11 protein-coding genes are annotated in these 16,851 nt (G+C 42.2%); 9 read left to right on the forward strand and 2 right to left on the reverse strand.

The window, feature by feature from the left end; translation table 11 throughout:
- Position 1: 1 nt before the first annotated feature.
- Together QM738_RS12555 and QM738_RS12560 are read right to left on the reverse strand one after the other, a co-directional pair.
- Complete coding sequence (locus tag QM738_RS12555) at positions 2–1,969, reverse strand: glycoside hydrolase family 127 protein (protein ID WP_462277071.1); 1,968 nt, start codon at positions 1,967–1,969, stop codon at positions 2–4.
- Between the two features lie 10 nt (positions 1,970–1,979).
- The gene (locus QM738_RS12560) at positions 1,980–2,993 is read right to left on the reverse strand and encodes a LacI family DNA-binding transcriptional regulator (RefSeq protein ID WP_462277072.1); all 1,014 of its coding nucleotides are present in this window, start codon (positions 2,991–2,993) and stop codon (positions 1,980–1,982) included.
- Positions 2,994–3,163: 170 nt separating this feature from the next.
- On the opposite strand from QM738_RS12560, the gene QM738_RS12565 reads away from it, so the two are divergent.
- The 9 genes from QM738_RS12565 to QM738_RS12605 all read left to right on the forward strand — a co-directional run bounded on the left by QM738_RS12565 (position 3,164) and on the right by QM738_RS12605 (position 16,843).
- The gene (locus tag QM738_RS12565) at positions 3,164–4,054 is read left to right on the forward strand and encodes an inositol oxygenase family protein (RefSeq protein ID WP_462277073.1); all 891 of its coding nucleotides are present in this window, start codon (positions 3,164–3,166) and stop codon (positions 4,052–4,054) included.
- A 90-nt stretch (positions 4,055–4,144) separates the two neighbouring features.
- On the forward strand, positions 4,145–7,144 hold the full coding sequence (locus tag QM738_RS12570) for a SusC/RagA family TonB-linked outer membrane protein (RefSeq protein ID WP_462277074.1): 3,000 nt from the start codon (positions 4,145–4,147) through the stop codon (positions 7,142–7,144).
- 21 nt (positions 7,145–7,165) lie between these two features.
- On the forward strand, positions 7,166–8,122 hold the full coding sequence (locus QM738_RS12575; protein ID WP_462277075.1) for a RagB/SusD family nutrient uptake outer membrane protein: 957 nt from the start codon (positions 7,166–7,168) through the stop codon (positions 8,120–8,122).
- A complete protein-coding gene (locus QM738_RS12580; RefSeq protein WP_462277076.1) occupies positions 8,112–8,840 on the forward strand; it encodes a RagB/SusD family nutrient uptake outer membrane protein in 729 nt (242 codons plus the stop codon). Before QM738_RS12575 ends, QM738_RS12580 begins: the two co-directional genes overlap by 11 nt.
- A gap of 78 nt (positions 8,841–8,918) precedes the next feature.
- Positions 8,919–9,899: a purple acid phosphatase family protein gene (locus tag QM738_RS12585; RefSeq protein WP_462277077.1), complete on the forward strand. Its 981-nt coding sequence runs from the start codon at positions 8,919–8,921 to the stop codon at positions 9,897–9,899.
- Positions 9,900–9,919: 20 nt separating this feature from the next.
- Positions 9,920–11,683, forward strand: coding sequence for a hypothetical protein (locus QM738_RS12590; RefSeq protein WP_462277078.1), 1,764 nt, complete (start codon positions 9,920–9,922; stop codon positions 11,681–11,683).
- Complete coding sequence (locus tag QM738_RS12595) at positions 11,683–12,909, forward strand: acyltransferase family protein (RefSeq protein ID WP_462277079.1); 1,227 nt, start codon at positions 11,683–11,685, stop codon at positions 12,907–12,909. Before QM738_RS12590 ends, QM738_RS12595 begins: the two co-directional genes overlap by 1 nt.
- A gap of 51 nt (positions 12,910–12,960) precedes the next feature.
- On the forward strand, positions 12,961–14,592 hold the full coding sequence (locus QM738_RS12600; protein WP_462277080.1) for a sodium/sugar symporter: 1,632 nt from the start codon (positions 12,961–12,963) through the stop codon (positions 14,590–14,592).
- Between the two features lie 34 nt (positions 14,593–14,626).
- Positions 14,627–16,843, forward strand: coding sequence for an alpha-N-acetylglucosaminidase (locus QM738_RS12605; protein WP_462277081.1), 2,217 nt, complete (start codon positions 14,627–14,629; stop codon positions 16,841–16,843).
- Positions 16,844–16,851: the final 8 nt, after the last annotated feature.

The following is a 16,851-nucleotide window of genomic DNA, read 5'->3' on the forward strand; positions in this document are numbered from 1 at the left end:
ATCAATTATTAATTTTTATATCCTTAATTTTTGTGGGCAACCAAACCTGCATGGGGTTACTGCCACGGTTGCACCAGGTATAATAAGGAATTGCTTTTACCTGCTGTACACCTGTATTTACAGAAGCGCCGTCTGCGCTTATATTTACAACCGGCAAATTACTAACTAATGCAATTACATTTTCATCTTTAACGGTAAAATTTTGCGTAGTAAATTCCGCATTGGCGGGCAGCAGCATGTTCCAGGCCTTACCATTATTATCAGCGCCTTCAAAGCAATAGATCAACGGCCCACGCTGCAATGCCATACGGTCATTGTCCTGTTTTAATTCGTTGCGGGCGAGTATTTTTTTAACGGTTAAAGGAATGTTGAATTCCACAACATCGTTGTTCTTCCACTCTCTTTCAATGATGGCATAACCTTTTTCTGTTTTATAAGGTACACTTACACCATTTACGGTAAGTGTGTAAGGAGCAATAATATTATCCGGCTCCACAAAATTGTACAGGTTGCCCGGCACTGCAATGCCATTGATATAACCCGGTATGCGGATGTGCATGCTGTACTTTATTTTTTTTGCAGTGGTCACATTTATTTTTACGTTGCCATCCATGGGGTAGTTGGTCTGCATATTTAAACCAATACTGCCTTTTGCAAGATCAATGCTGGTATTGCTGCCTACAAATAAATTGATCCACACCCCATCACTGCTTTGCGCATAAATATAATTGCCCAGTGATGCGATGAGCCTTGCAATGTTGGCCGGGCAACAGGCGGTACCGAACCATTCTCTTCGTGTATGCCTGCCGTTAGATGCTAAAGGGTTGCCATAAAAAAAGCGGGTGCCATCCAGCGAGAGTCCATCCAGTGCACCGTTGTACAAACTTTTTTCCAGCACATCTATATACATGCTTTCGCCGGTGAGTGCATTCATGCGCTGGTTCCAGAACACCATGCCCACGCTGGCACAGGTCTCACAATAAGCATTTTCATTCGGCAGATCGTAATCGGTGCTGAAGCCTTCATTGCCGCCACTGCTGCCGATACCGCCGGTGATATACATATTACGGTACACCACATCTTCCCATACTGTTTTCATAGCGTTCATATAACCTTTGTCGCCGGTTATTTCCGCTACATCGGCTGCGCCGGTATACATATACATGGCACGTACTGCATGGCCTGTTATTTCTTTTTGTTCTTTTACCGGTACCACATCCTGTGCATAGGCAGTGTCTTTCCAGTCGGTCCAGGTATATCCTTTGGCCAGTTTATGTCCGCGTTCGCTCAATAACCAGTCGGATAATTTTACATAAGTGGAATCGTGTGTTGCTTTAAATAATTTTACCAGCGCCAGTTCCAGTTCCTGGTGGCCTGTTACCCAATCTCTTTTACCGGGGCCGAATAAACTGTTGAAATGATTGGCCCATTTTATAGCCACGTCCAGTAATTTTCTTTTGCCGGTTACATTATAATATGCAGTAGCCGCTTCTATCATGTGGCCGCAGTTATAATCTTCGTGCATGCTCATATCGGTGTAGCGGTTCTGCGGTTCGTTCAATGTGTACATGGTATTTAAATAACCATCCGGCTGCTGTGCTGCTGCTATCTTATCGATCCATTCATCTGCTTTTGCTTCCAGTGTTTTATTAGGATGTGTTTTTAATGAATAAGCAATTGCTTCAAGCGCTTTGTACACATCGCTGTCATCATAAAAAATGCCTTCATGCTTTTCGCCTTTGTTGCGGGCCACTTTTTCAAAATTGCGGATGCGGGGCGTTTTTACTTCTGTCTGATCGATACATACCGGGATGGTCACTACCGCCACTTTATCGATCTTGGGCTTCCAGAAATTATCTGTGATATTTACTTTGGAAAAATTTACGAACTCTATCTTTTCTGCATTGTTTTGCGCTTGTACCGAAAAACTTTGCGCCAGCAATGCAACTGCTATTATTTTATCTTTCATAAATGAGCATTTAATTTTTTGTGGACTTTCTAACGGTGAGTACCGAAGGTATCACGATGCGTTCGTTGGTGATGGTGTAACTCTTTTTTTCCAGTGCTTTCACCAAAGTGGCTGCAGCGGTCTTACCAATTTCGTACGCTGGTTGTGTAATAGTGGTGAGTGGTGGATTTAAAAAAGATGCCGTATCCAGGTTGGAGAAGCTGATGATCTGCAATGCTTCCGGTATTTTTATCTGCAGGTCCTCGCACACTTTATAGATGATGATGGACAGGTTTTCGATGGAACATAAAATGCCGTCAGGTTTTTTTGCCGACTGTAATTTTTTAAGCAGTGTATTATAATTATGATCCCCGTTGGTAGTGCAGCTGATCACCGATGCAGCATCGAATGGTATATCATGTTCTGACAATGCTTTTTTAAATCCTTCCATGCGGCAATTAATGATATCGAGATTGCCATCGATAGCAAGGAAGGCGGGATTTTTACAACCACCTGCTATTAAATGTTGGGCTGCAGCATAGGCGCTTTCAAAATCGTTGGTGGTTATTTTTACCGTATCAATTTCATTGAACACCCGGTCGAAAAAGATCACCGGTACTTCTTTATTGATCAGTTCGCTGATATGATCGCTTTCAGTGCTCGATCTTGATACCGACATCAGCACACCATCCACACGGCCGCTTTCAAAGTCTTTTAAAATGGCTTTTTCATTTTCAAAATCCTCGTGTGTAAGATATATTAGTACATGATAGCCTTTTTCCTTGGCCACCGATTCAATACCATTGATGGCCTGTGAAAAAAAACTGTTCACTACTTCCGGTATCACCACGCCGATGGTCTTGCTTTTTCTTTTGCGCAGGCTGCTGGCATAAGGATTGGGCGTATAGTTCAACTGTTCTGCCAGTGCCAGTACTTTCCGTTTTGTTTCGGCACTGATCTCATGACTGTCCCTTAACGCTTTTGATATAGTAGAGACAGAAAGTTGTAATTCCTTAGCTAAGGTTTTAATAGTGAGTTTATCCATTTTTTGAGCGGCAGCAGCGTGTTAATTTGATTGTAAGCTACACCATTTTTTCAGTAAAAAAGCGAAAACGGTTGCGTAAATAAATAAAGTTAAATGCATCATTTCTACCTTTTTAAACCTCAATTTAGTGTTGCGGTTTCCAGATCAATCACTAAAAACTATTGCACTATATGGCTTCCACAGCTAATCAATTGCTTCCCGGCGAAGCAAATCCCCTGCACAGTTTAGACGAATGGGAAGAGGACGTTTTAGAACGTTATCCTGACCCCAACGCTATTGCAAAAGACAAATCAACCGAGGCGTACAGGAACTATGAAGCCCCTGCCAGGGATACGGTAAAGGAATTTTATCGTTTGAATCATACGTATCAAACCTTTGATTTTGTAAAAGAAAAAAGAGAAAATTTTTTACAGTTCAATAAAAAAGAAATGCCGGTTTGGGATGCCTTCCAGTTTTTGAATCAGCTGGTGGATGATTCCGATCCTGATACGGACCTGGACCAGTTCCAGCACTTATTACAAACCTCTGAAGCTATAAGAAGAGATGGGCATCCCGACTGGATGGTGATGGTAGGCCTGATGCATGATATGGGAAAAGTATTGTGCCTTTTTGATGAACCGCAATGGGCAGTGGTGGGTGATACTTTCCCTGTAGGATGCGCTTATTCCGACAAGATCGTTTATCCTGAATTCTTTAAGAACAATCCTGATTATAACAACGAAAAGTATAACACTAAATATGGTGTTTACGAACCCAACTGCGGACTGCGTAATGTTACTATGAGCTGGGGTCATGATGAATATGTATACCAGATGATGAAAGATCATTTGCCTGAAGAAGGATTATACATGCTGCGCTACCATTCTTTTTACAGCTGGCACCGCGAAGGCGAGTACAGTCATTTACTGGACGACCATGATAAAGAAATGCTGAAATGGGTAAGCCTTTTTAATCCTTATGACCTCTATTCAAAAAATCCCACACCACCCAACTGGGAAGAGTTGAAACCTTATTACCAGCAGCTGGTGGCAAAATATTTACCCACTACTTTAAAATTCTAAAAGCATTTGAGTACTGACCATTAAAAATAAAAACCAAAACAACCAATTATGCGATTGCCTTTCAAAAAATTCCGAAAAAGCAGGATTGCTATGTTACTGCTTTTGTTTGTACTGCCATTTTGTGCAATAGCGCAGAACAGGACGATCTCCGGTATTGTAAAAGATGCCAAAGGAGCGCCTGTTGCTAATGCAACCGTGGTGGTTAAAGGAAGTAAGACCGGTGTTGCGACCGCTGCTAACGGATCGTTCACCATTAATGTTACTCCCGGCGCCACGCTGGTTTTTTCTGCTGTAAATTTTGAGACCACGGAAATAAGAGTGGGTACGGCTAACAGTTATGAAGTGATGTTAACCGAAAAACAAACCATTCTTACCGACGTTGTGGTGGTGGGATACGGTAAAGGTTCCCGTAAAACATTATCCAGTTCCATTACTACTATTAAACCCGAAGACCTGAACAAAGGTGCTATTGGTGATATCGGGCAACTATTACAGGGTAAAGTACCCGGCCTTAACATTACTGCAAGTGGTGACCCTAACAAACCTGCTGCTGTAATAATGAGAGGTGCAAGTACGGTAAACAGTCCCGGCGCTCCTTTCTATGTAATTGATGGTGTGCCCGGTGCGGATATTGCTGCCATTGCACCTGATGATATTGCTTCCATTGATGTATTGAAAGATGCTGCTGCTACGGCCATTTATGGTAACAGGGCATCGAGCGGTGTTATTATGGTAACTACCAAAAGAGGAAGGAAAGGGCAAAGTTCCGTTACTTATAATGGTTATGTAGGCGTAGAAAAAGTAAGTAATAAATTAGACCTGATGGATGCCAGCCAGTTAAGGGCTTATGTAACGGGCAATGGTGGTTCCTTCTCTCCGCTGAACGATCTTGGCGCCAATACCGATTGGCAGGAAGCGATTGAAAAAAGTTCAGCTGTATCACAAAATCACAATATCTCCTTTAGCGGTGGTGGCGAGCACAGCACTTACAGTGCCAGCCTGAACTACCTGGATAAAGATGGTATCTTGATCAGCAGTAATTTAAAAAGAGTGAATGCCCGTGTGAGTTTTGAGCAAATGGCATTGAATGATAAAGTAAAATTTGGTTTTAATGTTGCCAACTCCAGCAGCAATGCCAACTATATGCCTTTGCAGAACATCGTGTTGCTGCAGGCTGCAAAACATTTACCAATTTCTCCTGTAAAAAATACCGATGGTACTTATTTTGAAAACCTGAGTGCTACAGGATATTTTAATCCGGTAGCTATAGTTGATAATGCGCAGGACCAAACAAAATACAATACACTGATCGGTGCATTTACCATGGAAGTGAAACTGCCGTTCAACCTGCAGTACAACACCAACCTGTTCTATCAAAAATCAACTTCGCTGCATGGTGAATTCTACAGCAGCTATTATTCAAAATATCCAACATCCAACTTTTATAATAACCCTGATCCGGGTATCGGTATAGCACACACGCTGATCGGAAGCTTATTCGGCAGCAATGGTTCTGCATTGCGCAGCACCTTCAGCAATACTACTAAAACGGTGGAATCTTATTTGACCTGGAACAAGAAGATACAGAACCATACTATCAATGCTGTGGTAGGTTACTCATGGCAGGATAATGTGTATGGTGATGGATTCCAGACTTCCAGCACCAACTTTCCTGCGGATAATTTAGGTTATTACAATTTGGTATTGGGCAATCCTTATGCTATTCCTTCTTACAGGATCAACCTGGGTAATGACCTTACTTATGGAGAAACAAAACTGATCTCTGATTTCTTCCGGTTGAATTATAATTATAAAGACAAATATTTATTGCAGGGATCTGTCCGCAGGGACGGTAGCTCAGTTTTCGGTGATAACAATCACTGGGGATACTTTCCTTCTGTAGGCGCTGCATGGAGGATCACCCAGGAAGCTTTTATGGAAGATCAAAAAATATTCAGCGATCTGAAACTGCGTGCCAGCTATGGTGTTGCAGGTAACTCCAATGGTATCGGCGCTTACACAGCAAAACTGGTGTATGGCATTACCGGTACTTATTATAATAATGGTGTGCAGGCTGCAGCTTATGCGCCGGTACAAGGTTCTAACCCCGACCTGAGATGGGAAAAAACAAGCACTACTAATATCGGTTTGGATTTTGCTGTGCTGAAAGGCAGGTTGAGTGGTTCGGTTGATGTGTACGATAAAAAAACTTCTGACATGTTGTTCCAATACAGTGTTTCCGCTTCACTGGTACCTGGTGGAAGGATATGGGCAAATGGTGGCAGTATCAGCAATAAAGGTATTGAACTGAGCCTGAATGGTACCATCATTAATACTTCAAAACTCACCTGGAATTCATCACTGAACCTTGCACATAACAAAAATGAGATCACCAGCCTGCAAGGGCCGTACAGCAATGGTGATTCTGTACGTTATTCTGATCCTGAAGGTGGTGGACAAACCAACAGTACTTTACAATTGTTGAAAGTAGGTAAACCACTGGGCCAGTATTTTACATTGAACTATGCAGGTAAAGATGCAAATGGTATGTCTCAATTCTATAAAAGAGATGGAACAATAACTACTGGTACTGCAAATCCTTTGATCGGTACAGATTACTGGTACCTCGGCGATCCGCAGCCAAAATTACTGGCAGGCTGGAGCAATACATTCCGGTACAAACAATTCGATCTGAATATATTCCTTCGTGGGTCGTTCGGAAGTAAATTGTTCAACGCCACGAGAGCTGATCTGTCGCAGGTAGTGGGTGCTACGCAGAATAATATTCTCAACAGCGCCAATAGCGATAAGATCACCGATACAAAGAACTCTTTCTATTCCAACAGGTATATCGAGAGCGGCAACTATGTACGTTTAGACAATGCAACATTAGGTTATAACTTAAAAGGTGATGGTAAATATGTAAAAACGATCAGGATATATACATCTGTAAACAACCTGTTCACTATTACAAAATACAAGGGCATCGATCCTGAAATTAACCAGGGTGGTGTGTCTCCCGGTATTGATTACAACAATTTTTATCCAAAAACACGTACATTCTTATTGGGCGCAAATGTATCATTCTAATTATCTTTTAAATTTTATATAATGAAAAATATAATCAAACTTTTAACAGCCTCTTTTATAATGGCGGGAGTATTTGCCTCCTGTCATAAAATAGACGTGGCAGTAAAGGCGGAACTTACGCCTGACACTTATCCGCAAACTGCGGCCCAGCTTACTTCTGCGTCGGGTCCGGTATATGTAAGCTTACGAAGCGCTTTTGCTGTAGACTACTGGTTTACACAAAGCTGCGCCAGTGATGAAGCGGTATTGCCTACTTATGGTCCGGACTGGATCGATGGTAATAAATACCTGGAACTGCACCGTCATACCTGGACAAAAGATAATGCATGGGTAAACTCCTGCTATTCATATTGCGCCAATATGATCGGTACTGCCAATCAAACTATTTCAATTGTAAACAGTACAGCGCCTCCAAGCGATTCTAAAAATACCGGTATCGCCGAATTAAAAACCATGCGTGCATTGGCTTACTGGATGATGCTGGATATGTACGGTAATGTGCCGCTTGATACTGCTTATGGCAGCACGGTGTTAAATAAAAATGCTACAAGGTTACAGGTATTTACTTTTATAGAAAGCGAATTGAAAGCATCTATCCCTTATTTAAAAGCAACAGCCGGTACAGCCACTTACGGCCTGCCTACAAAATACCTTGCTTTTTCTTTGCTCGCAAAATTGTACCTGAATGCAGAAGTATATACCGGTACACAAAGGAATAACGATTGTATTGCAGCTTGTGACAGCGTGATCAACAGCGGACTGTATGCAATAGAACCAAGGGCTACTTACTTACAGATGTTCTATCCAACCAATGGACCATCTATGAAAGAATTTATTTTCGCGGTGCCATTTGATCCTGCTACATCCAACGGTTATATGTTCTATGCACGTTATGACCTGAACAGGAATTTAGGTATCCGTTATTTATATTCCGGTTCTACTCCCGGTGCTTTTACAGAATCCTGTTATGAATCTTAATTCAGGTAATGGATTGGTGAATAATAAACCAAGCGGACCAAGGTGTACCACCAACGAATATTACGCCTACTTTAATGATGCAAATGATATCAGGAACAAACAATGGTTGTCCGGTTTGCAATACTGGCAGGATGGAGCACCTATCATGGTAAGTACCACCAATAAAGGTTACGACCAGTTTTATGCAGGTGCAAGCCCAAGCGCAGCTTATACCTACCAGTTGAATCTTACACCATTGGCACCATCAAGGCTGGCAGCAGGTTCTTTTGACCTGGGTGCAGATGAAATTGCATGGAACACCGGTGTAAGGAACATTAAATTTTTAGCTGATTATTCCAATGCTATCAGCAGGAACCAGAATAATGATTGCCCGCTTTTCCGATATTCCGATATTATATTAATGAAAGCCGAAGCCATACAAAGAGGCGGCACTGCCACATTGGGCGCTACTGCACTTTCGCTGGTGAATGCAGTAAGGAACAACCGCACCACATCTGCTGCATTATCATCCGTAACACTGGATGATATTTATGCAGAACGTTGCCGCGAATTTGCATGGGAAACATGGCACAGGAATGATATGATCCGCTTTGGTAAATACGAAAATGCTTATGGTTTAAGCAAAACCAATACGGACACTTACAGGAGGATCTTCCCGATACCAACCACTGCGATGGCATCTAACCCTAACCTGGTGCAAAACCCCGGTTATAATTAGTCTCTTTTCATAATAGCATATTAAAGCCCGGAGTATTTTACTTCGGGTTTTAAATTTAAATTGTAGAAAATATACAGTATGAAACGCCTACTTATTTTCAGTCTTGTTATTGCATGTTTATTTTTTACAAAAATTAATGCGCAGGTTCATATTAAAAACAGTGCTCATTATGTTGCGCCGGAAAAATTAACATTGGCCCCCGGTGGATTGAATTTTATTGCTATGGGGGATTGGGGCCGCAACGGTGCCGATCACCAAAAGCAGGTGGCCGATCAAATGGGCAAGACGGCTTCGGAAATTAAAGCGCAGTTCATTGTTGCCACGGGGGATAATTTTTATCCCAGTGGAGTGGTGAGTGAATGGGATCCATTGTTCCGCTATTCCTTCGAAGATATTTATACAGCGTTTTCATTGCAATGGGACTGGTATCCTGTATTGGGTAATCATGATTATAAAACCAATCCTGATGCAGAGATCGCTTACAGCAAAATAAGCCGCCGCTGGAAAATGCCTGCACGCTATTATTCAAAGATCATCCCGGTACCGGGTGATACGGCCAGCAAGATCCTGATCTTATTCATCGATACCAATCCATTGATACCGGAATATTATTCCAATGTGGAGTATGGCCCCAATGTAAAAGTGGCCGACAGCAGCAAACAAAAAAAATGGATCGCCAAAGAATTAAGCAATGCTTCGCCGAACATAAAATGGAAGATCGTGGTGGGGCATCATCCCATGTATACCGGGGGCAGCAGGTACGAAGGCTATGATACAAAAGCTATTCGCAATTCATTAAAACCTTTGTTTGATAAATATAAAGTAGATGTTTTTTTAGCAGGGCATGAACATAGTTTACAGCATTTAGTGAGTGGAAAGATGCAGCATTTTATTTCCGGCGCTGCATCCGAAAAAACGGCTGCCAAACTGGTGCCTGAGAGCGAGATGGCTGCATCAGAATATGGCTTCATGGTTTTTTCAGTTACCGGTAAAACGCTTATTGCATATACGCTCGATTACACAGGTAAAATAATTTACAGTACCACTATTACCAAATAGCGGACAATTATTTCTTGCTGATGAAAAAAATTAAACGGGATGCTTTTATTAAAATGAACGCATTGGCAATGCTGGCGCCATTGGGCAGTAAACTGTTTGCCCGAGTGTCTATGCCGGAGCAGGATACGGCCATGATGCAAAGGCTGGTAATTGTGAATGATAAACAGGTGGCTGCATTGCTGCAATCGGTAACAGCTGAAAATTTTAATTTTGGCAGAAGGGCCGGTTCGGATCTTGCATGTCTTAGTGCATCGTATTGTTATACTGCATCCCAATATTATCAAAGCGCACAAATAATCCCCAAGCTGCGGGTAATTGTAGACGGACTGGAAAAATACCAGACAGAAGATGGTACGGTCAATATCGGTAACCTGGAATCACCGCCCGATACCGCATTTTTACTGGAACCGCTTACCATCGCAGCAGGCCTGCTGTTAAAAGATAATACCGGGGCAACAGCGACTATACAGGAAAGGCTGAAGAAATTTATAGTAAAAGCAGCCGAAGCAATTACTACCGGTGGCGTACACACGCCCAATCACCGGTGGGTGGTTTGCGCTGCATTGGCAAGAGTGAATGCATTATACCCTGCAAAAAAATATACCAACAGGATAAACGACTGGTTAGGAGAAGGCATTTTTATGGATGCAGATGGGCATTACCCTGAAAGAAGCCGTTTGTACGGAGGCGTGGAAAATAATTCTTTGCTCACCATGGGCCGCTTATTACATCAACCTGCATTGTTCAATTACGTAAGAAAGAATTTAGCATCCACTTATTATTATTTAGAGCCCAATGGCGAGTTGGTTACCACCGATTCCCGCAGGCAGGATCAATATATTGGTAAAACGGTGAACTCTTATTATCCCTATTACCGCTACCTAGCCATACACGATAATGATAAGAATTTTGCCGCTATTGCAAAACTGATCGAGCAAATGAAAGGATTTGAGGAGGATATTGTCAATCGTTCTTTATGTTATTTTTTAGAAAATGAATTGTTGCAGCAGCAATTACCTGCGCCTGCACCACTGGAGGAACACTACGAAAAATTCTTTACAACCTCGCAATTGTTACGGGTAAGAAAAGGGAACAATACCACTACTTTATTTGGCGGCATCGACTGGCCCATCATTATTGCGTCGGGCAGGAGCAACAGCCCCAACTTTTTTTCTTACCGGAAGGGGAATGCCATTTTAAAATACCTGCGTTTATCATCCGGCTTTTTCAGTATGGGATATTTTTACAGTGAAGGCATTAAAAAAACGAGCGGTAAGTATATACTGCATAAAAAAATAGCTGTTCCTTATTACCAGCCATTGCCAAAAAATAAAAGAAAAGTTGACGGCGATTATAAACTGTCGCCCAGCATTGATGACCGTTTCTGGAATAAAATGGATTTTGCAGACAGGCCGGTAAGTAATGTAAAAACACTGGACACCACTATCAGCTTTTCGCAGGCGAATGATACCAACGAACTGGAATTCAGCATAACAGGGCTGAACGGTGTACCCGTAACAATTGAACTTTGTTTTGCCGAAGGCGGCACACTCACAGGTGTTATCACCAATGCCGAGGGAAATAATTTTTTAGAAACCGGTACAGGCAAATATGAATCGGGCGGTGATACGATCACATTTGGTCCGGGTAATGTAACACATAAAAACGTCACCAATTTGGAAGGGGAAAGATACAGCACGCATTTTGGTAATTTAAAGACCAAGGGCATGTATGTGTACATCACCGGCACCACTCCCTTCAACCATAAACTGGTGTTCAGTTAATGATGGAGCAGCAAAACGATACTATTAAACCTGCAAAAGCAAGGCTGCTTTCACTGGATGCATTGCGTGGCTTCGATATGTTCTGGATCATCAGCGGCGAAGGTATTTTTCATGGCCTGGCAAACGTAGTTCAAACAAAACATCAGTTGTACCGCGATCCAGCTAACTGGCAGATAGCAACTGATAACACTTTAAATTTGGGGGAACGCATTTCGGTAGGTATCAGCAATCAGCTCCACCACAGCCCCTGGAATGGCTTTACATTCTATGATCTCATTTTTCCTTTATTCATTTTTATAGCAGGTATTTCTATGCCATTTTCTTTTGGCAAAGAAAAATACAATAGTAACGATACAGGATATACGCAAAATAACAGCCCAAAGAAAAATATCTACCGGTCATTAATAAAACGAACCCTTATTTTGATCTTTTTGGGTATGGTGGTGAATGGTTTGTTCAAATGGCAGGGATATGAAAATACAAGGATCGCAAGCGTACTTGGAAGAATTGCATTAAGCTGCTTTTTTGCCGCCATTATCTATTTGAATTGTTCATTGCGCTCACAGATCATTTGGTTTGCAGCTATATTACTGGGCTATTGGGCTGCCATGATACTGATACCCGTACCCGGTTATGGTGCAGGTGTATTAACACCCGAAGCAAACCTGGAAGCCTATATCGACCGGTTATTTTTGCCAGGCAAGCTGCACCGAAAAATATACGATCCGGAAGGATTGTTATCCACGATACCAGCGATCGCTACTGCTATGCTGGGCATTTTTACAGGACAGTTACTGCGGCTGCAACAACTAACTTCAAAAAGAAAAACTGTATGGCTGCTGGCGGCAGGTGCAGCAATATTGTTGCTGGGATGGCTATGGGGCTTTGTTTTTCCTGTAAATAAAAATATGTGGACCAGCTCTTTTGTTTTGGTTGCAGGCGGATGGAGTATTTTATTATTTACACTATTCTATTTTGTCATTGATGTGATAGGCTTTAAAAAATGGTGCATGCCTTTTGTATGGATAGGCTGCAATTCTATCCTGATCTATATGGCGGCGCATGGGCTGGTAAATTTTGAAGCCACTTCCGTTTTTTTATTTGGCGGAATGTATGATAAACTGCCGGAGGTATGGCATGATGCAATGCTGTGGACCGGTGTAGCGCTCATACAACTGGCAATATTATATTTTTTGTACCGGAAAAAATGGTTTTTGAAAATATGAGGCCTGCATATTTATTGCAGTACTCTGTATAACGATTGCAAACAGAAACGAATGAATACATTACAAACAGCAGACTACATTGTTTTCTTCATCTATTTTATCCTGGTGTCGTTTTACGGCATTTACATTTACAAACGGAAGAAGAAAGCAGCGACGAGTTCCAAAGATTTTTTTCTTGCAGAAGGATCATTAACATGGTGGGCCATCGGGGCGTCACTGATCGCTTCCAATATATCTGCCGAGCACTTTATTGGTATGAGTGGATCAGGGTTTGCTCTGGGGCTGGCTATTTCCACTTACGAATGGATGGCTGCTGCAACATTGATCATTGTGGCAGTATTCATCATTCCCATGTATTTGAAGAATAAGATATTTACCATGCCACAGTTCCTGGCGGCCCGGTATAACGGTACCGTTAGTACGATAATGGCGGTAATATGGTTGCTGGTATATGTATTTGTAAATCTTACTTCCATCATTTACCTCGGCGCATTGGCCATTTCTTCTATAGCACCGATTGATTTTGAATGGTGCGTGGCAGGATTAAGCGTTTTTTCTGTGATCGTAACACTGGGTGGCATGAAGGTGATCGGTTATACCGATGTGTTCCAGGTGCTGGTGCTCATTATTGGCGGGTTGGTTACCACTTATCTTGCACTCACCTTGTTATCAGAACAATTTGGATTTGGAAAAGATATTTTTAAAGGGCTTTCTATCTTGCGCAAAGAAGCACCCGATCATTTTCACATGATCTTTGATAAGAGCAGTCCGCATTATAAAGAGTTGCCCGGCCTTTCTGTGTTGATCGGGGGCATGCTGATCAATAACCTGGCATACTGGGGCTGCAATCAATATATTGTGCAACGAGCATTGGGCGCTGATCTTAAAACAGCCCGTAAAGGAATTTTGTTTGCCGCATTCTTAAAAATGCTGGTGCCGGTAATAGCAGTGCTGCCGGGTATAGCTATGTATGTAATGCATCACAATGGCATGTTCCAGAAAGAAATGGTGGATGCTGCTGGAACGATCAAACCGGATCATGCTTATCCCACTTTAATGAATTTATTACCTGCAGGATTAAAAGGTGTTGCATTTGCAGCCTTAACAGCTGCTATTGTTGCATCGCTGGCGGGTAAGGCCAATAGCATCTCCACCATTTTTTCATTGGATATCTATAAAAAATATTTCAATGAAAATGCTTCTGAAAGAAAACTGGTATTGACCGGCCGCTGGGCGGTTGTAATTGCGATGCTCATAGCGGCAATAGTGGCGCCGGCATTAAAGTCGCTCGACCAGGCTTATCAATTCATACAGGAATATGCAGGGTTCTTTTCACCGGGTGTGCTCGCTATTTTCTTATTGGGGATGTTCTGGAAAAAAACTACCACTGCGGCAGGACTTGCAGGTGCAGTGTTAACCGTGCCGATCTCTACCGTATTAAAATTTCTTCCTTCATGGACCAACGGATCCTTTCCTGATTTCCCTTTCCTGGACAGGATGACCATTGCTTTTTTTGCAATAGTGATCATAATGGTCACCATCAGTTTAATAAAACCCAAACCTGCCGGTGATACGCATACAATTGAAATGGATACCTCATTGTTTAAAGTAACACCGGGTTTTATTGTGGGTTCTGTTATTATCTGTGGGGTATTAGCGGCATTGTATACCGTATTCTGGTAGAACGACAAATGCATGGTAATTTGATAAAGCATTTATGAAAAAAAAGAATAAATATTTTTTAAGTCTTTTGCTGCTACTCAGTTTTTCAACTGTGGTAACAGCACAGTTGGATATAAATGCTGCAAAAGCATTATTGCAGCGCACTGTTCCAAAGCATGCATCACAATTTATTGTTGAGCCTATGGGGCAGCAAGATGCAAAAGATGTTTTTGAAATTGAAAGCCGCAATGATAAAATTGTGTTGAAGGGAAATGACGGAGTAGCGATTGCATCTGCATTATACTTTTACCTGAATGAATACTGCCATGCGCAAATTACCTGGAATGGTACCAACCTGGATCTCCCTGCAAAATTACCCGCAGTAAAAACAACCGTACACAAAACCTCTCCTTATGAATATCGCTACTACCTGAATTACTGCACTTTTAATTACAGCATGAGCTGGTGGGACTGGGCAAGATGGGAAAAAGAAATTGACTGGATGGCTTTGCACGGTATCAATATGCCGCTGGCTATTACCGGCGAAGAATATACCTGGTACCTGGTGTATAAAGAAATGGGTTTTACAGATGATGACCTGAAGGATTTCTTTTGCGGGCCATCTTATTTCTCCTGGTTCTGGATGGGCAATTTAGATGGCTGGGGTGGACCATTGCCATTGAACTGGATGAAAGATCATTTTGCATTGCAGCAAAAAATAGTACAGCGGCAAAGAGCATTGGGTATGAAACCCGTATTGCCTGCATTTACAGGGCATGTACCCGCAGCATTTAAAAGAAAATTTCCTGCTGCAAAATTAAAGACCACCAACTGGACCAATGGTTTTGCAGATACTTACATACTGGATTCGGAAGATCCGCTATTTGCAGCTATCGGTAAAAAGTTTTTGCAGAAGCAAACCGAATTGCTAGGCACCGATCATTTATATTCTGCTGATACATTTAACGAGAATGAACCGCCCAGCGACGATCCGGATTTTTTAGGCAAGCTGAGCGCCCGGGTGTATGATGGCATGCACGCAGCAGATACTGCGGCTGTATGGGTGATGCAGGGCTGGCTGTTCTACAGCGACCGGAAATTCTGGAAAGAGCCGCAGACAAAAGCATTACTGGAAGCTGTACCCGAAAATAAAATGATATTGCTGGACCTGGCCACTGAAATAGAACCGGTATGGAAACGGACAGCGGCCTTTTACGGTAAACCCTGGATATGGAATATGCTGCACAATTTCGGCGGCAATACCACGCTGTTTGGCAGAATGGAAACTATTGCAACAGAACCTGCGAAAGCATTACAGGATACAAAGAGCGGGAAGATGAAAGGGATCGGGTTAACAATGGAAGGCATTGAACAAAACCCGGTACTGTATGAACTGATGACACATAATACCTGGCGGGATGAAATAATAAATGTGGATGAATGGTTGCCCGGTTATATTTTCAACCGCTATGGCGTTAAAAATAAAGAGGCATTGCAGGCATGGAATATTTTAAGAAAGACGGTATACACTGTTCCGCAGGAAAAATATAAACGGGATGGGAATGAATCCATCATACAGGCAAGGCCTACCATGGATTCATCCAGCCGCTGGGCCAATACCCGGCTGAACTATGATGCAAAAGAATTGCTGCCTGCATGGGATGCGATGATGAAGGCTTTGCCGGCATGTAATAACAGCGATGGATTTCAATATGACTTGGTGGATATTGCCCGCCAGGTACTGGTGAATTATGCAAGTCCGCTGCAACAAAAATTTGTAAAAGCGTTCAATGAAAAAAATGCTACAGTTTTTTCGCAATACAGTAAACAATTCATTGAACTGATCGATGATGTGGACAAACTGCTCGCTACGCGGAAAGATTTTTTATTGGGACCATGGATCGCCGCTGCACGAAAATGCGGGCATGATGATAAGGAAAAAGCATTGTACGAAATGAACGCAAAAGACCTTATCACACTATGGGGCGATGAGAATTGCCCATTGAATGAATATGCCTGCAGGCAATGGAGTGGTTTGCTGAGTGATTTTTACAAACCACGGTGGCAGCTGTTCTTTATAGCAGCAACAGAAGCATTAAAGAATAAAAGGGAAATGGATAAAACGGCTTTTATGCAACAAATAAAAAAATGGGAATGGCAATGGGTAAATGCAGGAAAGGATTATCCTGTAAATCCAAAACCAGGTCTTACGGGTACAGTAAAAGCAATGTATAAAAAATACAGGACTGTAATAGCAGCAGCCTACCCGTAAATGAATAG

The sequence above is a fragment of the Ferruginibacter sp. genome, assembly GCF_049840995.1.
In the GTDB taxonomy this organism is placed as follows: domain Bacteria; phylum Bacteroidota; class Bacteroidia; order Chitinophagales; family Chitinophagaceae; genus Ferruginibacter.